An 18,943-nucleotide genomic window follows, 5' to 3' on the forward strand; every position below is an offset into this window, starting at 1 on the left:
CCAGCTCCCCTTGGAGGAGGTGAGGACCGTGGCAGCCCACGACGACGACATGAACCGCGGCATCCGCCCGGGACGCGGGTCCGACGACCCGGCCGGGCAGATTGCCTACCTTGAGCAGGAGATCGCCGTCCTGCGACGCAAGCTCGCCGACTCTCCGCGGCACACGAGGATTCTCGAGGAGCGGATCGTCGAGCTGCAGACCAACCTGGCCGGCGTGTCCGCGCAGAACGAGCGACTCGCCAACACGCTCCGTGAGGCGCGCGACCAGATCGTGGCCCTCAAGGAAGAGGTCGACCGGCTCGCCCAGCCGCCGGCGGGCTTCGGTGTCTTCCTGCAGGCGAACGAGGACGGCACCGCCGACATCTTCACGGGGGGCCGCAAGCTCCGCGTGAACGTCAGCCCCAGCGTCGAACTCGACGACCTGCGGCGCGGCCAGGAGGTCATGCTCAACGAGGCGCTCAACGTGGTCGAGGCCATGGAGTACGAGCGCGTCGGGGACATCGTCACCCTCAAGGAGATCCTGGAGGACGGCGAGCGCGCCCTGGTGCTCGGGCACACCGACGAGGAGCGGGTGGTGCGGCTCGCCGAGCCGCTGCTGGACGTCACCATCCGCCCCGGCGACGCCCTGCTGCTCGAACCGCGCTCCGGCTACGTCTACGAGGTCGTGCCCAAGAGCGAGGTCGAAGAACTCGTCCTCGAAGAGGTCCCCGACATCGGCTACGAGCAGATCGGCGGCCTCGGCAACCAGATCGAGGCCATCCGCGACGCGGTCGAGCTGCCGTATCTCTACCCGGACCTGTTCAAGGAGCACGAACTGCGCCCGCCCAAGGGCGTGCTGCTCTACGGGCCGCCCGGATGCGGCAAGACGCTCATCGCCAAGGCCGTCGCCAACTCGCTGGCCAAGAAGGTCGCCGAGGTCACCGGCCAGGCCGCCGGCAAGAGCTTCTTCCTCAACATCAAGGGCCCCGAGCTGCTGAACAAGTACGTCGGTGAGACGGAGCGGCAGATCCGCCTCGTCTTCCAGCGGGCCCGGGAGAAGGCCAGCGAGGGCACCCCCGTCATCGTCTTCTTCGACGAGATGGAGTCCCTCTTCCGCACCCGTGGCTCCGGTGTCAGCTCGGACGTGGAGAACACCATCGTCCCGCAGCTGCTCGCCGAGATCGACGGTGTGGAGGGCCTGCAGAACGTGGTGGTGATCGGTGCCTCCAACCGTGAGGACATGATCGACCCCGCGATCCTGCGCCCCGGCCGGCTGGACGTGAAGATCAAGATCGAGCGTCCGGACGCCGAGGCGGCCAAGGACATCTTCGGCAAGTACCTCACCGAGCGTCTTCCGCTGCACACCGACGACGTCAGCGAGCACGGCGACGACAAGTCCATGACGGTCCAGAGCATGATCCAGACCGCTGTGGAACACATGTACGCCGAATCGGAGGAGAACCGCTTCCTCGAGGTGACCTACGCCAATGGTGACAAGGAAGTCCTCTACTTCAAGGACTTCAATTCCGGCGCCATGATCGAGAACATCGTCGGCCGCGCCAAGAAGATGGCGATCAAGGACTTCCTGGAGCACCACCAGAAGGGCCTGCGCGTCTCCCACCTCCTCCAGGCCTGCGTGGACGAGTTCAAGGAGAACGAGGACCTGCCCAACACCACCAACCCGGACGACTGGGCCCGCATCTCCGGCAAGAAGGGCGAGCGGATCGTGTACATCCGTACGCTCATCACCGGAAAGCAGGGCGCGGACACCGGACGCTCCATCGACACGGTGGCGAATACGGGTCAGTACCTGTAAAAGGCAGGGCGGCTGCGGGTGCCCTCAGCGGGTACCCGCAGCCGACTGTTTTTCAGGCCACGGCTGGAGCACAGCAATGACGCAAATGATCTCCCCACCAGCGCAAAGGCGTTCTAGGCTCTTCCGTACCGCCGGATCGCGCAGTGCGGGGACGGGCACCGCACACGCAGCCGAGCGCCAGCGGTATCTGAGCGGCGTCCACGACCGAGGGCACCGCCGGGCAAGGAGGGCCGCATGACCGTACGGCGAGTAATGGGCATCGAAACGGAGTACGGAATCTCCGTCCCCGGCCACCCCAACGCCAATGCCATGCTCACCTCGTCCCAGATCGTCAACGCCTACGCGGCGGCGATGCACCGGGCCCGCCGGGCCCGCTGGGACTTCGAGGAGGAGAATCCGCTGCGGGACGCGCGGGGCTTCGACCTCGCCCGCGAAGCCGCCGACGCCAGCCAGCTCACCGACGAGGACATCGGCCTCGCCAACGTCATCCTGACCAACGGGGCCCGTCTCTACGTCGACCACGCCCACCCCGAGTACAGCGCGCCCGAGGTGACCAACCCCCGTGACGCGGTCCTCTGGGACAAGGCCGGTGAGCGGATCATGGCCGAGGCGGCCGAGCGGGCCGCCCAGCTGCCTGGCGCCCAGCCGATCCACCTCTACAAGAACAACACCGACAACAAGGGCGCCTCCTACGGCACGCACGAGAACTACCTGATGAAGCGGGAGACCCCGTTCTCGGACATCGTGCGCCATCTGACGCCCTTCTTCGTCTCCCGCCAGGTCTTCGCCGGAGCCGGTCGCGTCGGCATCGGCCAGGACGGCCACGAGCACGGCTTCCAGCTGAGCCAGCGCGCGGACTACTTCGAGGTCGAGGTGGGCCTGGAGACGACGCTGAAGCGCCCGATCATCAACACGCGCGACGAGCCGCACGCCGACGCCGAGAAGTACCGCCGGCTGCACGTGATCATCGGTGACGCGAACCTGTCGGAGATCTCGACGTACCTCAAGCTGGGCACCACGGCCCTGGTCCTGTCCATGATCGAGGACGGCTTCATCGCCGTCGACCTGGCCGTCGACCAGCCCGTACGCACCCTGCACCAGGTCTCGCACGACGCCTCGCTGAAGCGTTTGGTCACGCTCCGCAGCGGCCGGACACTGACCGCGGTCCAACTCCAGATGGAGTACTACGAGCTGTCGCGCAAGTACGTGGAGGAACGCTTCGGGGCCGACGCCGACGAGCAGACCATGGACGTCCTGCAGCGCTGGGAGGACACCCTCAACCGGCTGGAGCACGATCCGATGAGCCTGTCCGGCGAGCTGGACTGGGTCGCCAAGCGGGAGCTGATGGAGGGCTACCGGCGCCGCGACAGCCTCGACTGGGACGCCGCCAGGCTCCACCTGGTCGACCTCCAGTACGCGGACGTACGCCCCGAGAAGGGCCTGTACAACCGCCTGGCCACGCGTGGCCGGATGAAGCGGCTGCTGACCGAGGAGGACGTCGAGCGGGCGATGTCCAAGCCGCCGGAGGACACGCGCGCCTACTTCCGCGGCCGCTGCCTTGAGCAGTACGCCGACGACGTGGCGGCGGCCTCCTGGGACTCGGTGATCTTCGACTTGCCGGGCAGGGACTCCCTGCAGCGCGTTCCAACCCTGGAACCGCTTCGCGGAACGCGTAATCACGTCAAGGAGCTCCTGGACCGCTGCCGTACGGCGGAAGACCTGGTCAGGGTCCTGAGCGGCAACTGAGCGGGTACTCGGGCGGGGCCGGGCGCGCAGGGTGGAAATCCCGGCGCCCGGGAATCATCGAGGTGGCCCTCGTACGTTGCAGAAACTGCGGGGCCATTGTCAGACCCGGCTTGTAGGGTCTGATCATGACCGATCGGCAGCGATGCCGAACATGTCGGGCGAACCGAGCGGGGTGAGGGTTATGGCGACCAAGGACACCGGCGGCGGACAGCAGAAGGCGACGCGCTCCACCGAGGAGGTCGAGGAGCAGGCCACGGAGGCACAGGCTTCCGAGGACCTCAAGGAGCGGCACGAGAAGCTCTCGGACGACGTGGACTCGGTACTGGACGAGATCGACGACGTCCTTGAGGAGAACGCCGAGGACTTCGTCAGGTCGTTCGTTCAGAAGGGCGGGCAGTAGGGGAGCTCGTCCTTCGATTCGAAGGCCGGCAGGGGCGTGGGTGTACGCGAACAAGCAGTCGAGGCGCTGCGCGCGGTGCGGTGCGACCGAGCCGCGCGTAGCTTTCTCCCGCGCCGCCGCGTGTTCCGCCGGAAGGCTTCCGCCGTTCATGTGGATCACCGCCATGAGACGGGTAGGGTCCGTGGCATATCTTGCTTCAACTGCGATACCGGCCTCGGCCTGTTGAGGGACGTTCCCGAAGCCGTGCACCGAGGTGCCGACTACTTGGAAGGAAACGCGTGGAAGCCAACACTCGTAGCACCGGGCGTCTACCAGCTGCCTTCCTGACGCCTGGGTCCTCCTCCTTCATGGACTTCCTGGCGGGACACCAGCCGGAGCTGCTGCCGGGCAACCGGCAGCTGCCGCCGACCCAGGGTGTGATCGAGGCGCCGCACGGCACCACCATCGTGGCCGTGACGTTCCCGGGCGGTGTCGTGCTCGCCGGTGACCGCCGGGCCACCATGGGCAACGTCATCGCGCAGCGGGACATCGAGAAGGTCTTCCCTGCGGACGAGTACTCGGCCGTCGGCATCGCCGGCACCGCCGGTCTGGCCGTCGAGATGGTCAAGCTGTTCCAGCTGGAGCTGGAGCACTTCGAGAAGGTCGAGGGCGCCCAGCTGTCCCTGGAGGGCAAGGCGAACCGGCTGTCGACGATGATCCGTTCCAACCTCGGCATGGCCATGCAGGGCCTCGCCGTGGTGCCGCTCTTCGCCGGCTACGACGTGGACCGCGGCAAGGGCCGCATCTTCTCCTACGACGTGACGGGCGGCCGCTCCGAGGAGCAGGGCTTCGCGGCCACGGGCTCCGGCTCGATCTTCGCGCGCGGCGCGATGAAGAAGCTCTTCCGTGAGGACCTGACCGAGGACCAGGCCACGACCCTCGTGGTGCAGGCCCTGTACGACGCGGCAGACGACGACTCGGCGACCGGCGGTCCCGATGTCGCCCGCCGGATCTACCCGATCGTCACCGTGATCACCGAGGACGGCTTCCGCCGGCTCACCGAGGACGAGGGCTCCGCGATCGCCCGCTCGATCCTCGAGCGGCGGCTGGAGCAGCCCGACGGCCCGCGCGCCGCGCTGCTGTAGCGGCGGCCGCTGCTTTTGTGAGGGTGATCCAGTGACTTCGACAGAAAGGGACGGATAACCGGTGTCGACGCCGTTCTATGTCTCACCTCAGCAGGCCATGGCCGACCGGGCGGAGTACGCCCGCAAGGGCATCGCCCGGGGCCGCAGCCTTGTCGTGCTGCAGTACGCCGACGGCATCGTGTTCGTCGGCGAGAACCCGTCCCGCGCGCTGCACAAGTTCAGCGAGATCTACGACCGGATCGGCTTCGCCGCGGCCGGCAAGTACAACGAGTACGAGAACCTCCGCATCGGCGGTGTCCGCTACGCCGACCTGCGCGGATACACCTACGACCGCGACGACGTGACCGCCCGCGGCCTCGCCAACGTCTACGCGCAGACGCTGGGCACGATCTTCTCCAGCGCGGCGGAGAAGCCGTACGAGGTGGAGCTGGTCGTCGCCGAGGTCGGGGAGACGCCCGAGGGCGACCAGATCTACCGGCTGCCGCACGACGGCTCGATCGTGGACGAGCACGGCTCGGTCGCGGTCGGTGGCAACGCCGAGCAGATCAGCAGCTACCTGGACCAGCGCCACCAGGACGGGATGACCCTGGCCGAGGCGCTGAAGCTGGCCGTGCAGGCCCTGTCCCGTGACACCAACGGCAGCCAGCGGGAGATCCCCGCCGAGCGCCTCGAGGTGGCGGTGCTGGACCGGACGCGCCCGCAGAAGCGCAAGTTCAAGCGGATCTCCGGTCGCCAGCTCGCCCGGCTGCTCGGGGCGGACGGCGCCTCGTCCGCCACCGAGGCCGAGGACGACACCTCCGAGGACGAGTAGCAGCGTCCCACTCCGCCGCGTCCCACCCGGCCGCGGATGCCCCGGCCGTCGACGGCCGGGGCATCCCGTGTTCATGGGGCCGGTGGCGGCGCCGTGGAGCCCCGCACGACGAGCTCGACGGGGATGTCCCCGCCCTCGGGCTCCCGGCCCTCCAGGACCGCCAGCAGGGCCCGCATTCCGCGTTCCCCGAACAGCTCGGCGTCCAGGCGTACGGTCGTCAGCTCCGGGTCGAGGGCGGTGGCCAGGGCCAGGTCGTCGAGGCCGGTGACGGAGACGTCGTCCGGCACACGCAGGCCCAGCCGCCGCACGGCCTTGCAGGCGCCGGCCGCCAGCTTGTCGTCGTCGCAGACGACCGCGGTGGCCCGGCGTGCGGTGAGGGCGGCCTCGGCGGCGGTCAGGGCGCCGTCGATGGAGATGGGCGCGCGGGCCGTGTCCAGGGTCGTCCCGGGGACGGCGGCCACGCGTGCGGCAAGCTCGTGGGCCCGGATCTCGAAGGTCCAGGACGGCACGTCGGCCGCGAGGTGCAGGAAGTGGCGGTGCCCGAGGCCCAGCAGGTGATCGGCGACCTGGTGGACGCCGTCGGCGATGTCGAGGTTGACCGTGGCCGCGCCCAGGCTGCCCGTGGGGTCGCTGTCGAGCATCACCAGGGGCAGCTGGTCGCCCCGGATGGCGGTGAGGGCGTCGGCGGCCATGGAGGAGGCGATGACGCCGTCCAGGGCGGCCTGGGCGGACGCGAAGGGGTCACGGGCCGGCCCGATGCCCTCGGGGGAGGGGTAGAGCACCACGCCGAAGCCGTGCGCGGCGGCCACCCGGGCGGCCCCGGTGTAGACGCCCGCGAAGAACTCGGTGGTCAGGGCGGGGACCACCAGCAGGACGGTGCGCGTGTGGCCGAGGCGCAGGTTGCGGGCGGCCAGGTTGGGCCGGTAGCCAAGGTCACGGGCGGCTTCCCTCACCCGTTCGGCGGTCGCCTCCGAGACGCGGCCGCGCCACTTGTCGCCCAGCACCAGCGAGACGGCGGCCTGGGAGACCCCGGCGGCCTCGGCGACGTCCCGGCTGGTGGGGCGGGTGCCGGCTCGTGCCACTCGGCCTGCTCCTTCGTCGTGCTGGGTCCGGGCTCCGCCTGGACGGGTGAACAGCGCACATGGTACGTATGACAGTGGACGTTATACGTAAAACTTCGGCGGAGGGCGGGCGCATGGCCGCGGGATACGGCGAGATCCTCAGGGCGAGACACGCCGCCAGGCTGCTGACCGGCACCCTGGTGGGCCGGCTGCCCAACGCCACCGCCGCGATCGCCATCGTGCTGTTCGTCCGCTCCGAGGGCGGCTCCTACAGCCTGGCCGGCGCTCTCGCGGCCGTCTACGGGGTCGCGAACGCCGTGGGCCAGCCCCTGCTCGGACGGCTTGTCGACCTGCACGGACAGCCACGCGTCCAGTTGCCCGCCGCGCTGCTGTCGGCACTGGCCATGGCCGTCTTCGCCTTCAGCGGCACCGGGGCGCCGCCGCTCGCCTACGCCGCCGTCGGCGCCGCCGGGCTCTTCACGCCGCCCCTGGAGGGCGGGCTGCGGGCGCTGTGGCCGTCGGTGCTGCGCAGGGAGGACCAGGTCCACACGGCGTACGCCATGGACGCGGTGGCACAGGAAGTGATGTTCACGGTGGGGCCGCTGCTGGTGACGCTCTGCGCGTCGCTGTGGTCGGCGCAGGCCGCGCTGCTGGTGCTGAACGTGCTGGGTGTGCTCGGCGCGCTTTCCGTGGTGCTGTCGCCCCCCTCGCGCGCGTGGCGGTCGGCGCCGCGCGAGGCGCACTGGCTCGGCGCGCTGCGCTCGCCCGGGCTGCTCGCACTGCTGGCCGCGTTCCTGTTCATCGGTGTCGCGCTCGGCTCCATCACGGTCGCGGCGCTCTCCTACGCCGACGGCCGCGGTGGCGACGTGGTGTACGGCTGGCTGATGGCGGCCCTGGGGCTCGGCGCCCTGGTCGGCGGCGTCGGTTACGGGGCGCGGCAGTGGGCGGGTGCCCCCGAACGGCGACTGCGTGTGCTCGTCGCGCTTCTGGCGGTGTGTTACCTGCCGTTGATGCTGATGCCCGGGCCGGCCCTCATGACGGTCCTGGCCGCGGTGTCCGGGGTCTTCCTCGCGCCCGCCATCGCGTGCGCCTTCGTCATCGTCGACCGGCACGCTCCGCGAGGAACCGTCACCGAGGCGTTCTCCTGGCTTGTCACGACGTTCACCGTGGGCGCCTCGGTCGGAACGGGGCTGGCGGGGCCGGTCGTCGAGCGGGGCGGGGCGCTGTGGGGCTTCGCCGTGCCCGGCGCGGCGGGGGCCGTGTCGTTGCTGGTTCTGCTGGCCACGGGGCGGGTCCTCGCAGCTCCCGCCAGGACGGCGGTCGTTGCGGCTTCATCGGAAAATGATCCAAATCGTGCTGCCGAACCCCGTTTCAGTTCAGGGGATCGGGCGTAATGTTCAGTCATGGACCGCCGCATTTTCGGGCTGGAGAACGAGTACGGCGTCACGTGCACGTTCAGGGGACAGCGCCGTCTGTCGCCTGACGAGGTGGCGCGGTACCTCTTCCGCCGTGTCGTGTCATGGGGCCGCAGCAGCAATGTCTTTCTGCGGAACGGCGCCCGCCTCTATCTCGACGTGGGCTCGCATCCGGAATACGCGACACCCGAATGTGACAACGTGACCGAGCTGGTCACCCACGACAAGGCCGGCGAGCGCATTCTCGAAGGACTCCTGGTGGATGCCGAACGACGCCTGCACGAGGAGGGAATCGCGGGCGACGTCTACCTCTTCAAGAACAACACCGACTCCGCCGGCAACTCCTACGGCTGCCACGAGAACTATCTGGTGGCCCGGCACGGGGAGTTCTCCCGGCTGGCGGACATCCTCATTCCGTTCCTGGTCACCCGGCAGCTGCTGTGCGGAGCCGGGAAGGTGCTGCAGACGCCGCGCGGCGCCGTGTACTGCGTCAGCCAGCGCGCCGAGCACATCTGGGAGGGCGTCTCCTCGGCGACGACCCGCTCCCGGCCCATCATCAACACCCGCGACGAACCGCACGCCGACGCCGAGCGCTACCGCCGGCTGCACGTCATCGTCGGCGACTCGAACATGTCCGAGACGACCATGCTGCTCAAGGTCGGCGCCACCGACCTGGTGCTGCGCATGATCGAGGCGGGCACGGTGATGCGCGACCTCACCCTGGAGAACCCGATCCGGGCGATCCGCGAGGTCAGCCACGACATAACGGGCCGGCGCAAGGTGCGGCTGGCCAGCGGCCGGGAGGCCTCGGCGCTGGAGGTGCAGCGCGAGTACTACGAGAAGGCCGTGGACTTCTGCGAGCGGCGCGGCATCCGCACCGGCACCGTCGAACAGGTGCTGGAGCTGTGGGGCCGTACGCTCGACGCGATCGAGGCCGAGGACCTGGACCGGATCGACACCGAGATCGACTGGGTCATGAAGTACAAGCTCATCGAGCGGTACCGGGCGAAGCACAACATGACCATGTCGCATCCGCGGGTCGCCCAGATAGACCTCGCCTACCACGACATCCACCGCCGCCGGGGCCTGTACTACCTGCTGGAGAAAAAGGGCCAGGCCGCGAGGATCTGCAACGACTTGAAGATCTTCGAGGGCAAGTCGGTTCCGCCGCAGACCACTCGGGCCCGTCTGCGCGGCGACTTCATCCGCCGGGCGCAGGAACAGCGCCGGGACTTCACCGTCGACTGGGTGCACCTGAAGCTCAATGACCAGGCCCAGCGGACGGTATTGTGCAAGGACCCGTTCCGTTCCGTCGACGACCGGGTGGAGAAGCTGATCGCCGGCATGTGAGCCATGCGTCACCGGTGAGGCCGGAACGCAACACGGGCGCCGTACGTTTCCCGTACGGCGCCCTTCTCACGCCGTAGAGTTGCGCGCACGCCATCAACAAGATCGACGATTACGAGGCCCCCACCGTGCGCCGACGCTCACTTCTCATCGCCGTTCCCGCCGGACTGGCCACACTCGCCGCCTGCGGCGACGAAGGCTCCGACTCCGGCAAGGCCAGCGACACGGCGTCGCCCACGGACCCCGCGGCCTCCGCCGCGCCGTCGCCGAAGATCGTCGACGGGCCGCTGCCGGCGATCACCGCGGGCACGAAGTTCGGGGAGAAGCCCACGGTGGCCAAGGGGACCGGCGAGCCGTCGAAGGACCTCGCCGTGAGGACCGTGATCGCGGGCGGCGGCCGCACCGTCGCGGAGAACGACTACATCGTGGCCAACTACCTGGGCCAGATCTGGGCCACCGCGAAGGTCTTCGACAACTCCTACGACCGCAAGACGCCGCTGCTCATCCAGCTCTCCCAGGGCAGCATCATCGACGGCTGGCGCTACGGGCTGAGCGGCAGGAAGACCGGCAGCCGCGTCGAGATGGCCGTCCCGCCCACCTGGGGATACGGCGAGCAGGGCAACGCCCAGGCGGGCATCAAGGGCACCGACACGCTCGTCTTCGTCATCGACATCGAGGGCACGTACAACGCCTCCAGCTCCGCCCAGGGCACCGACGTCCCGCAGGACGACGCGGCGCTGCCCGAGGTCGGCACCAACACCGACGGCAAGGCCCCCTCCATCGAGGTCCCCAAGACCGACGCCCCGACCGGCCTCGTGGCCGAGTACGTGATCGAGGGCGACGGCCCGGAGGTGGCCGCCGACAGCACCGTGCTCGTGCAGTACAAGGGCGTGCTGTGGGACACCGGCAAGGAGTTCGACTCGTCGTACAGCCGCAAGGCCCTGACCTCCTTCTCCCTCCAGCAGGTCGTCAAGGGCTGGGCGCAGGGCCTGACCGGCAAGAAGGTCGGCAGCCGGGTCCTCATCGTCATCCCGCCGGAGCTCGGGTACGGCGACAACCCGCCGCAGGGCAGCGGCATCGAGAAGGACTCGACGCTGGTGTTCTCCGTCGACATCCTCGCGGCGATGTGATCGCCGGGAATGTAAGACTGTGCGTGTTCGCCTTTCCACACACGAGCAGGAGCTGAAGACGTGAGCATCGACAAGCCCGAGATCGACTTCCCGGGCGGCGAGCCCCCGGCGGACCTCGAGATCAAGGACATCTGGGAAGGCGACGGCCCCGTTGCGCAGGCCGGTCAGACGGTGACCGTGCACTACGTCGGTGTCGCCTTCAGCACCGGCGAGGAGTTCGACGCCAGCTGGAACCGCGGCACGCCGTTCCGCTTCCCGCTGGGCGGCGGCCGTGTCATCGCCGGCTGGGACCAGGGCGTGCAGGGCATGAAGGTCGGCGGGCGGCGCCAGCTCACCATCCCGGCCCACCTCGCCTACGGTGACCAGAGCCCGACCCCGGCGATCAAGCCCGGCGAGACCCTGATCTTCGTGGTCGACCTGCTCGGCGTCTGAGCAGGACCGACCGGAGCCGATCACCTCAGGCCCATGCCCGACCAGGCATGGGCCTCGGCTTTTGCCACGGCCCCGCGGAGCGGTACGGTCATCGGTCGGGGGCACCATAGGGAAGGGCGTCGATGGCCATTGCCAAGGCCGAGCGGCTGATGAACCTGGCACTGTGTCTGCTGGGAACACGGCGGCCGCTCAGCAAGCGTGAGCTTCGAGAATCCATCGAGGCCTATCTCGAAGCGGGCAGCGACGACTCCTTCAACCGGATGTTCGAGCGGGACAAGGACGACCTGCGCGAACTGGGCCTGGTGATCGAGACCGTCGAGAACCTCGACGGTGAGGTCGGCTACCGCGCCCACCGCGACAGCAACCGCCTCCCGCCCATCACCCTCGACGCCGAGGAGGCCGCCGCCCTGGGCCTGGCGGCCAAGGTGTGGCAGCAGGCCCGGCTCGCCGGCGCGGCCAGCGGGGCCCTGCAGAAGCTGCGCGCCGCCGGGCTCCCCGAGGACGTCGACCCGTACGAGGCGCACAGCGCCCTGGAGCCCCGTATCCCCGTGCACGAGGCCGCCTTCGAGCCGCTGATGCTGGCCTGCCGCGACCGCCGCCCGGTCGTCTTCGAGTACCGCAAGGCGACCGCCGCCCACCCCGAGGCCCGGCAGGTGGAGCCCTGGGCGCTGGAGTGCTGGCGCGGCCACTGGTACCTCGCGGGCTGGGACCGGGAGCGGGGCGCCGAGCGGGTCTTCCGGCTGTCCCGGATCACCGGCAGGGTCCGCACCCGCGGCGGCCGGTACACCGCGCCCGTCCCCGATGTCGTCACGGTGCGCGAGACCGTCGCCGGGTGGGCCGGCGAGACCGCCGACCGCAGCGCGCGGATCCGGCTGCGGTCCGGCGCCGGATACCCCCTGCGGGCGAAGGCCACCGCCGTCCGGGAACTCGGGGACGGCTGGGACGAGTTGGAGATTCCGTACGGCCACGGGCTGGACGCCTGGCTGGTGGAGTTCGGACCGGACGTGGTGGTCCTGGAGCCCGCGGAGCTGCGGGCCGACGTGGTGGACCGGCTGCGTGCCGTGGCCAAGGGCTGAGGGGGAGCGGAAGAAGACAGTGGCCGGCAAACCGATCAGGCCCGCGAACGCCATCGACCAGACCCGGCGGATGCTCTCCCTGGTGACCTATCTGAGGGAGCGGCCCGGGGCGCGGGTGGAGGACGTCGCGCGCGCCTTCGGCATCACCGAGGACGAGCTCGTCTCCGACCTCGACGTGCTGCCGATGTGCGGCACCAGCTTCCGGGGCGGCGATCTGCTCGACATCGACACCGACGGCGAGCGCATCTGGTGGCACAACCCCGCCGCCCTCGGGGCGGAAGCGGCCGAGCCGCTGCGTCTGGCCGCCGACGAGGCGACCGCCCTGCTGGTGGCCGCGCGGGCCGTGTCGACCCTGCCCGGCCTGCGCGAGAGCGACCGGCAGGCGCTGCTGCGCGCGACGGCGAAGGTCGAGGCGGCGGCCGGCGAGGCGGCCGGGGCCAGCTCGCGGCTGTCGGTGACCTTCGAGTCCGAGGGCGGTGTCTTCGCCGACGTCGACCGGGCGATCTCGGAGCGCCGCCGGCTGTGGATCCGCTACTACTCGCCGGCCCGCGACGAGGTCACCGAGCGCGAGGTCGACCCGATCCGGCTGGTCAGCGTCGGCCACACCTACGTCGAGGGCTGGTGCTACCGCTCCGAGGCGCGCCGCACCTTCCGGCTCGACCGGGTCGCCGAGATCAAGGTCCTGGACCAGCCTTCCGCCCCGCCCGAGGTCGAGCTGCGGGACCTCTCCGAGGGGCTGGTGCAGCCCGCGGCCGAGGACCCGGAGGTCGTCGTCGAGGTCGGGCCCGGCGGGCGCTGGGTCGCCGAGTACTACCCGCACGACACCGCCGATGAGCTCGCGGACGGCGGGCTGCGTATCACCCTGCGCACGCCCGACCCGGCGTCGCTGCGCCGCCTGGCCCTGCGCCTCGGGCGCGACGGGCGGATCGCCGCCCCGCAGGAGCTGGCCGACAGCGCCCGGCAGGCGGCCCGCGAGGCGCTGGCGGCGTACGACGGGATCGAGGCGGGGCCCCCGGCGGCGGGGGACCCGGGCCACCACGGACACGACAGGCAGGAGCAGGTACTTTGAGCGAGCCGGCGGCTGGGGTGCGGGAGATGACGGTGGCGTCCGCGTTCGCGGGGATGAGAAGCGTGGCTCCCGTGGTGTTCCGGGCCGGCTGCCCGGACTGCCGGGGCCGCTTCGAGCTCGCCGCGGGAGCCCTGCGGCTGGCCATCGGCGCCACGAGCCGTACGACCTTCTACTCCTTCACCTGCCCGGAGTGCGGCGCGTCCGTGCGCAAGCCGGCCGGGGAGCGGGTGGTCGAACTGCTCACCGGGGGCGGGGTCCGGACCCTGCGGCTGCACTCCACGCTGTAGCGGCGCCGGCGCACCCTGTGTGCGCCCGTGGCGCGGCAGGGCCTAGGCTCAGGGGCATGTTCTGGCCGATGTTCGCGGTAGCTGTGGGTTTCCTGGGAATCGCCGTTCTCGGCGTGCTCGCCGTCCGGGTCTTCCTGGAGGCACAGCGTCTGGGCAGGCAGGTGTCGGAGTCCGCGCGCCGCATCAACCGGGCCGCGGAGGACCTGGAGCGGTCCGCGGTGAGCACGGCCCGGTCCGTGGACGCGCTGTGAGCTGCCCTGAGGTGTCCTGAGCAGGCCGGTGATTCCTGCGCTTGATGTCCCTTTGGGTCGCTTCGCCCTGTCAACTTCCCGCACGCGGAAGGTACGCTGCTGATCGCGGCCCGGAAAACGAGGCCCGGGCCGTGGACCGGGCGTACGCACGGGGATTGCCTCACGTTCACCCCTGAGCGTTACGATCGCTGCCAGCACGGTCGTTCGGACAGCTGTCCGGCCGGTCGGACAGCACCCACACACCCGCCTCGGTGAGAAGGTAAAGGCTTATGTTCGGAAGGCTCGGAGCCCCCGAGATCATTCTCATCCTCGTCGTCATCATCCTGCTGTTCGGCGCGAAGAAGCTTCCGGACATGGCGCGCTCGCTCGGCAAGTCCGCCCGGATCCTGAAGAGCGAGGCCAAGGCGATGAAGGACGACAACAAGAACTCCGCCCCGGCCGACCCGCCCCACCACGACGAGCAGGCCCCGGCTCAGCGCATCATCCAGTCCTCGCCCGGCGACGTGTCCAGCTCCCGCCCGGTCAACGAACCGACGGACACGACCAAGCGCTGACGCAGGGCCGGAGACCCCCGGCCTGCCGCACGAGATGGGAACGTGGGTTGCTGAAGCCTGCCCGCAGCAAGGAGAAGGATCCCGAGGGGCGGATGCCCCTTGCGGAGCACCTTCGTGAGCTCCGCAACCGGCTCGCGAAGGCGCTGCTGGCCGTCGTCGGCGTCACCATCGTCGCCGCCTTCTTCTACAACGACATCATCAACTTCTTCACCGAACCGATCCTCGACTCGGTCGGTTGCTCGCAGTCGTTCGAGGAGCTGGCCCGGGCGGCTTCCGCCGAGAACACCGAGCCGTGCGCCCAGATCACGATCAACGGTCTGCTCGCCCCGTTCACGCTGGCGCTCAAGGTGTCCCTGATGGCCGGCGTCGTGCTGGCCTCGCCGGTCTGGCTCTACCAGTTGTGGGCCTTCGTCGCCCCCGGCCTGCACCGGCACGAGAAGAAGTACGCCTACGCGTTCGTCGCCACCGGTTTCCCGCTCTTCCTCGGCGGCGCCTTCTTCGCCTACAAGGTGCTGCCCACCACCGCCAACGTGCTGATCGAGTTCACGCCGTTCGGTGTCGACAACCTGCTGCCGCTCGACGACCTGCTCGACCTCGTCACGCGCATGGTGATCGTCTTCGGTCTCTCCTTCGAGCTGCCGCTGCTGCTGGTCATGCTCAACTTCACCGGCGCCATCTCCGGCAGGCGGATGCTCGGCTGGTGGCGGGCGATGATCATGGGCATCACGGTCTTCGCGGCGATCGCCACGCCCAGCACCGACCCGCTGACCATGCTGGCGCTGGCCGGGCCGATCTGGATCCTGTACTTCGCCGCCGTGGTCCTCTCCCTCCTCAACGACCGGCGCCGCCGCCGGCGCGAGGCCCTGGGACCCGCCGACGACGAGGCCTCCGAGCTGGACCTCACCCCCGACGCGATCGGCGAGGTGGAGACCGTCAGCGCGAGCCGCGCCCTTCCCGAGCAGCCGGGCAAGGACCGCGTCAACGGGTACGACGACGTGACCTGAGTCCGCGGTCGTCACGGGGCTGGTCCGAGACCGCCGGCCACCTCGTCCCTGTCTCCGTGACGCGTCGCGGGGTGACGGCTTCGCCCGGTCCCCGCGGGCGCCCCCGAGCCGCGCCCGCGGGTTGTCCCGACGGTGCACCGGGGCCGGCAGGCTCCGGGTCGTGGGGCGCTGAGCTGGGCGTATCGCCGGGTCCGGGGAAGCGGATCCGGATAATGATCGTCCTGTTGTCGGTGCGGGCCGGTACGCTCGAAGGCACGATGACTGAGGACCTCTCACCGGCCGAGCGGTACGTGGCGGCGCGTCGGCGCGCCGCCGAGCAGGCCACCGCGCTCGCGTCCTTCCGCGAGATGTACGACTTCGGCCTCGACCCCTTCCAGATCGAGGCCTGCGAGGCGCTCGAGGCGGGCAAGGGCGTGCTGGTCGCGGCGCCCACCGGCTCCGGCAAGACGATCGTCGGCGAGTTCGCCGTCCACCTCGCCCTCCAGCAGGGCAGAAAGTGCTTCTACACGACACCCATCAAGGCACTGTCGAACCAGAAGTACAACGACCTGTGCCGGCGCTACGGCAGCGCCAAGGTCGGCCTGCTCACCGGCGACAACAGCGTCAACTCCGATGCCCCGGTGGTCGTGATGACCACCGAGGTGCTCCGGAACATGCTCTACGCCGGCTCCCGGACGCTGCTGGGCCTCGGCCATGTGGTGATGGACGAGGTGCACTACCTCTCCGACCGGTTCCGGGGCGCCGTCTGGGAAGAGGTGATCATCCATCTGCCCGAGTCGGTGACCCTGGTGTCACTGTCCGCGACCGTGTCCAACGCCGAGGAGTTCGGCGACTGGCTCGACACGGTCCGTGGCGACACCGAGGTGATCGTCTCCGAGCACCGGCCCGTGCCGCTGTTCCAGCACGTGCTCGCCGGGCGCCGGATGTACGACCTGTTCGAGGAGGGCGAGGGCCACCGCAAGGCCGTCAACCCCGACCTCACGCGCATGGCGCGCATGGAGGCCAGCCGGCCGTCGTTCCAGGACCGCAGACGGGGCCGCGCGATGCGTGAGGCCGACCGGGAGCGGGAGCGGCGGCAGCGGTCGCGGAGCTGGACACCGGGCCGGCCCGAGGTCATAGAACGGCTGGACGCGGAGGGGCTGCTGCCCGCCATCACGTTCATCTTCAGCCGCGCCGCCTGCGAGGCCGCCGTCCAGCAGTGCCTGTACGCCGGGCTGCGGCTGAACGACGAGGAGGCCCGGGAGCAGGTCAGGACGCTGGTTCAGGAGCGTACCGCCTCGATCCCGGCCGAGGATCTGCATGTGCTCGGCTACTACGAGTGGCTGGAGGGCCTGGAGCGGGGCATCGCCGCCCACCACGCGGGCATGCTGCCGACCTTCAAAGAGGTCGTCGAGGAACTGTTCGTCCGCGGGCTGGTGAAGGCCGTGTTCGCCACCGAGACACTGGCTCTGGGCATCAACATGCCCGCGCGGTCGGTGGTGCTGGAGAAGCTCGTCAAGTGGAACGGCGAACAGCACGCCGACATCACCCCGGGCGAGTACACGCAGTTGACCGGGCGTGCGGGGCGGCGCGGCATCGACGTCGAGGGTCACGCCGTGGTGCTGTGGCAGCGGGGGATGAACCCCGAGCACCTCGCGGGACTGGCCGGGACGCGGACCTATCCGCTGAGGTCGAGCTTCAAGCCGTCGTACAACATGGCGGTCAATCTGGTCGAGCAGTTCGGGCGGCACCGCTCGCGTGAACTGCTGGAGACCTCGTTCGCCCAGTTCCAGGCCGACAGATCGGTCGTGGGGATCTCGCGTCAGGTGCAGCGCAACGAGGAAGGGCTCGAAGGTTACAAGGAGTCCATGACCTGCCACCTCGGGGACTTCGAGGAGTACGCGCGGCTGCGGCGCGAACTGAAGGACCGCGAGACCGAGTTGGCGCGCCAGGGCGTGGCACAGCGCAGGGCCGAGGCGGCCGTGGCGCTGGAGAGGCTGCGGCCCGGTGACGTCATCCACGTGCCCAGCGGCAAGTACGCGGGGCTGGCGCTGGTGCTGGATCCGGGACTGCCGGCCGGGCGGTCCAACGGCCACCGGGGCTTCGAGTCCCACGACGGGCCGCGGCCCCTGGTGCTGACCGCGGAGCGGCAGGTCAAGCGGCTGGCGTCGATCGACTTCCCGGTGCCCGTCGAGGCGCTGGAGCGGATGCGGATCCCGAAGTCCTTCAACCCGCGCTCACCCCAGTCGCGGCGCGATCTGGCGTCGGCGCTGCGCAGCAAGGCCGGGCACATCGCGCCTGAGCGGCAGCGCAAGCGGCGGTCGCAGGCCGCGGACGACCGGGAGATCGCGCGGCTGCGGGCGGCGCTGCGGGCACATCCGTGCCACGGGTGCAACGACCGTGAGGACCACGCCCGCTGGGCCGAGCGGTACCACCGCCTGCTGCGTGACACCTCGCAGCTGGAACGGCGGATCGAAGGCCGTACGAACACCATCGCCCGCACCTTCGACCGGATCGTCGCGCTGCTGACCGAGCTTGACTATCTGCGCGGCGACGAGGTAACCGAGCACGGCAAGCGGCTGGCGCGGCTGTACGGCGAGCTGGACCTGCTCGCCAGCGAGTGTCTGCGCGAGGGGGTCTGGGAAGGGCTGGGACCGGCGGAACTCGCCGCGTGCGTCTCGGCGTTGGTGTTCGAGGCACGGGTCAGTGACGACGCGATGGCGCCGAAGCTGCCCTCGGGCAGGGCGAAGGCCGCGCTCGGTGAGATGGTGCGGATCTGGGGGCGGCTGGACGCGCTGGAGGAGGACTTCCGGATCACCCAGACCGAGGGGGTCGGGCAGCGGGAGCCGGATCTCGGGTTCGCCTGGGCCGCGTACATGTGGGCCTCGGGGAAGGGGCTCGACGAGGTGCTGCGCGAGGCGGAGATGCCGGCGGGTGACTTCGTGCGCTGGTGCAAGCAGGTCATCGACGTGCTCGGGCAGATCTCGGCGGCAGCGCCTGAGGGGTCGACCGTCGTGAAGAACGCGCGCAAGGCCGTCGAGGGGCTGCTGCGGGGGGTTGTCGCCTACTCGTCGGTGGGGTGACGTCGCGCCCGGCGGGTGCGGGGCGGGCCACGGTCGCGTAGCCCCCACGGGGCGAGCCGCGGTCGCGTAGCCCCCGCACTCCTGAGGCGGTCCACTGAGCGACCGCCGGTTTCACTCATCACGGTGAGTGACTTTCGCATGCCAGAACACCATTACGCACCGTGTTCGAATGTGATCCCAGCGTGCAAATGGGGCCGAGCGTACTCCTGTTGCGTGCCCCGTTTCAGGTGCTTGCCGAATATGACACGGCGATGATCCGGTCGGACTAAGCTCGCCCGCAGCGCACCGAGTTGCGGTGTATTCGTGCGCTTGTTCCCAAAAATCCTGATGATCCCAACAGTGCCACGACGCATACCCCCACAAGCCTCCCGACTCTCCG

General features: G+C 70.0%; 18 protein-coding genes. 17 read left to right on the top strand and 1 reads right to left on the bottom strand.

The genetic code is table 11. From position 1 onward, the window contains the following. Window positions 1-28: 28 nt before the first annotated feature. The 6 genes from arc to prcA all read left to right on the top strand — a co-directional run bounded on the left by arc (window position 29) and on the right by prcA (window position 5,876). Entirely contained in the window at window positions 29-1,795 is a 1,767-nt protein-coding gene (arc, locus tag ACGF8A_RS00625) for a proteasome ATPase (RefSeq protein WP_393102723.1), read from the top strand. A 234-nt stretch (window positions 1,796-2,029) separates the two neighbouring features. Continuing rightward, window positions 2,030-3,541, top strand: coding sequence for a depupylase/deamidase Dop (dop, locus tag ACGF8A_RS00630; protein WP_393102725.1), 1,512 nt, complete (start codon window positions 2,030-2,032; stop codon window positions 3,539-3,541). Window positions 3,542-3,722: 181 nt separating this feature from the next. Then, entirely contained in the window at window positions 3,723-3,941 is a 219-nt protein-coding gene (locus ACGF8A_RS00635; RefSeq protein ID WP_393102727.1) for a ubiquitin-like protein Pup, read from the top strand. A gap of 150 nt (window positions 3,942-4,091) precedes the next feature. After that, window positions 4,092-4,268: an endonuclease domain-containing protein gene (locus tag ACGF8A_RS00640; RefSeq protein WP_393103161.1), complete on the top strand. Its 177-nt coding sequence runs from the start codon at window positions 4,092-4,094 to the stop codon at window positions 4,266-4,268. Then, on the top strand, window positions 4,220-5,065 hold the full coding sequence (gene prcB, locus ACGF8A_RS00645) for a proteasome subunit beta (RefSeq protein ID WP_393102729.1): 846 nt from the start codon (window positions 4,220-4,222) through the stop codon (window positions 5,063-5,065). The genes ACGF8A_RS00640 and prcB overlap by 49 nt, the downstream gene beginning before the upstream one ends. A gap of 61 nt (window positions 5,066-5,126) precedes the next feature. Then, window positions 5,127-5,876 (top strand): proteasome subunit alpha, encoded by a 750-nt coding sequence (gene prcA / locus ACGF8A_RS00650; RefSeq protein ID WP_393102731.1) that lies wholly within the window; start codon window positions 5,127-5,129, stop codon window positions 5,874-5,876. 71 nt (window positions 5,877-5,947) lie between these two features. Here the strand turns inward: prcA and ACGF8A_RS00655 are convergent, their stop codons facing one another. Then, complete coding sequence (locus tag ACGF8A_RS00655) at window positions 5,948-6,958, bottom strand: LacI family DNA-binding transcriptional regulator (RefSeq protein ID WP_393102733.1); 1,011 nt, start codon at window positions 6,956-6,958, stop codon at window positions 5,948-5,950. Between the two features lie 113 nt (window positions 6,959-7,071). Here ACGF8A_RS00655 and ACGF8A_RS00660 point away from each other — a divergent pair, with 113 nt between their 5' ends. From ACGF8A_RS00660 to ACGF8A_RS00710, 11 genes are all read left to right on the top strand, one after another. Beyond that, the gene (locus tag ACGF8A_RS00660; protein WP_393102735.1) at window positions 7,072-8,331 is read left to right on the top strand and encodes an MFS transporter; all 1,260 of its coding nucleotides are present in this window, start codon (window positions 7,072-7,074) and stop codon (window positions 8,329-8,331) included. Between the two features lie 9 nt (window positions 8,332-8,340). Then, window positions 8,341-9,702, top strand: a complete 1,362-nt coding sequence (gene pafA / locus ACGF8A_RS00665) for a Pup--protein ligase (protein ID WP_393102737.1) — start codon at window positions 8,341-8,343, stop codon at window positions 9,700-9,702. 125 nt (window positions 9,703-9,827) lie between these two features. Continuing rightward, window positions 9,828-10,829 carry an FKBP-type peptidyl-prolyl cis-trans isomerase gene (locus ACGF8A_RS00670; protein WP_393102739.1) on the top strand — a complete coding sequence of 334 codons (1,002 nt, stop codon included), beginning with the start codon at window positions 9,828-9,830 and terminating at the stop codon, window positions 10,827-10,829. A 60-nt stretch (window positions 10,830-10,889) separates the two neighbouring features. After that, the gene (locus tag ACGF8A_RS00675) at window positions 10,890-11,261 is read left to right on the top strand and encodes an FKBP-type peptidyl-prolyl cis-trans isomerase (RefSeq protein ID WP_393102741.1); all 372 of its coding nucleotides are present in this window, start codon (window positions 10,890-10,892) and stop codon (window positions 11,259-11,261) included. Between the two features lie 122 nt (window positions 11,262-11,383). Beyond that, on the top strand, window positions 11,384-12,337 hold the full coding sequence (locus tag ACGF8A_RS00680) for a helix-turn-helix transcriptional regulator (protein ID WP_393102743.1): 954 nt from the start codon (window positions 11,384-11,386) through the stop codon (window positions 12,335-12,337). Window positions 12,338-12,356: 19 nt separating this feature from the next. Then, entirely contained in the window at window positions 12,357-13,406 is a 1,050-nt protein-coding gene (locus ACGF8A_RS00685) for a helix-turn-helix transcriptional regulator (protein WP_393102745.1), read from the top strand. A gap of 26 nt (window positions 13,407-13,432) precedes the next feature. Beyond that, the gene (locus ACGF8A_RS00690) at window positions 13,433-13,693 is read left to right on the top strand and encodes a hypothetical protein (protein ID WP_393103163.1); all 261 of its coding nucleotides are present in this window, start codon (window positions 13,433-13,435) and stop codon (window positions 13,691-13,693) included. A 56-nt stretch (window positions 13,694-13,749) separates the two neighbouring features. Then, window positions 13,750-13,944 carry a hypothetical protein gene (locus ACGF8A_RS00695; protein WP_393102747.1) on the top strand — a complete coding sequence of 65 codons (195 nt, stop codon included), beginning with the start codon at window positions 13,750-13,752 and terminating at the stop codon, window positions 13,942-13,944. Between the two features lie 269 nt (window positions 13,945-14,213). Then, window positions 14,214-14,498 (top strand): Sec-independent protein translocase subunit TatA, encoded by a 285-nt coding sequence (tatA, locus tag ACGF8A_RS00700; RefSeq protein ID WP_393102749.1) that lies wholly within the window; start codon window positions 14,214-14,216, stop codon window positions 14,496-14,498. Window positions 14,499-14,545: 47 nt separating this feature from the next. Then, window positions 14,546-15,502, top strand: a complete 957-nt coding sequence (gene tatC, locus ACGF8A_RS00705) for a twin-arginine translocase subunit TatC (protein WP_393102751.1) — start codon at window positions 14,546-14,548, stop codon at window positions 15,500-15,502. Between the two features lie 212 nt (window positions 15,503-15,714). Further along, the gene (locus ACGF8A_RS00710) at window positions 15,715-18,564 is read left to right on the top strand and encodes a DEAD/DEAH box helicase (protein WP_393102753.1); all 2,850 of its coding nucleotides are present in this window, start codon (window positions 15,715-15,717) and stop codon (window positions 18,562-18,564) included. Window positions 18,565-18,943 lie beyond the last annotated feature (379 nt).

It is taken from the genome of Streptomyces sp. NPDC047706 (assembly GCF_043204795.1).
GTDB lineage: Bacteria > Actinomycetota > Actinomycetes > Streptomycetales > Streptomycetaceae > Streptomyces.

Excerpts from the sequence above, each read along its gene's own strand:
- dop (WP_393102725.1), top strand. The coding sequence starts at position 2,030 with ATGACCGTACGGCGAGTAATGGGCATCGAAACGGAGTACGGAATCTCC.
- ACGF8A_RS00635 (WP_393102727.1), top strand. The coding sequence starts at position 3,723 with ATGGCGACCAAGGACACCGGCGGCGGACAGCAGAAGGCGACGCGCTCC.
- ACGF8A_RS00660 (WP_393102735.1), top strand. The coding sequence starts at position 7,072 with ATGGCCGCGGGATACGGCGAGATCCTCAGGGCGAGACACGCCGCCAGG.
- pafA (WP_393102737.1), top strand. The coding sequence starts at position 8,341 with ATGGACCGCCGCATTTTCGGGCTGGAGAACGAGTACGGCGTCACGTGC.
- ACGF8A_RS00680 (WP_393102743.1), top strand. The coding sequence starts at position 11,384 with ATGGCCATTGCCAAGGCCGAGCGGCTGATGAACCTGGCACTGTGTCTG.
- ACGF8A_RS00690 (WP_393103163.1), top strand. The coding sequence starts at position 13,433 with ATGACGGTGGCGTCCGCGTTCGCGGGGATGAGAAGCGTGGCTCCCGTG.
- ACGF8A_RS00695 (WP_393102747.1), top strand. The coding sequence starts at position 13,750 with ATGTTCTGGCCGATGTTCGCGGTAGCTGTGGGTTTCCTGGGAATCGCC.
- tatA (WP_393102749.1), top strand. The coding sequence starts at position 14,214 with ATGTTCGGAAGGCTCGGAGCCCCCGAGATCATTCTCATCCTCGTCGTC.
- ACGF8A_RS00710 (WP_393102753.1), top strand. The coding sequence starts at position 15,715 with ATGATCGTCCTGTTGTCGGTGCGGGCCGGTACGCTCGAAGGCACGATG.